This is a genomic window from Psychrobacter sp. TB20-MNA-CIBAN-0197 (assembly GCF_040309765.1).
GTDB lineage: Bacteria > Pseudomonadota > Gammaproteobacteria > Pseudomonadales > Moraxellaceae > Psychrobacter > Psychrobacter submarinus.
The window spans coordinates 1-254 of record NZ_JBEOPC010000992.1 but is presented as its reverse complement, the minus strand read 5'-3'; the positions used below and the strand labels follow the sequence as shown (position 1 = coordinate 254).

Here is a 254-nt window from a genome sequence, read left to right as displayed (position 1 = left end):
CCATAGAGTTTTGCTCTCGCGGCGCACGTTTACGTTTGCTCTTTTTTGGCTGCGGTCGGCTCTCTGGCGTTGAACGAGCAAATAACGTCAAGGCTTCTCTAATATTATTACCATTCCATCCAAAACGCTGCGGGCCAAAATAATTGGGCACGCCCGTGGTACTTATATTGGTTAAATGCTGCTCTACAGATGACTTATCGTCACTTGCCAATTCAATATCACGCAAGGTGATGATAAATTGATTGGCCCTATGC

General features: G+C 45.7%; 1 protein-coding gene. It reads right to left on the bottom strand.

Going from position 1 to position 254, the window contains the following annotated elements:
• The coding region (gene truD / locus AAEY83_RS16865; RefSeq protein ID WP_351060944.1) for a tRNA pseudouridine(13) synthase TruD at positions 1–254 on the bottom strand (254 nt) is incomplete at both ends.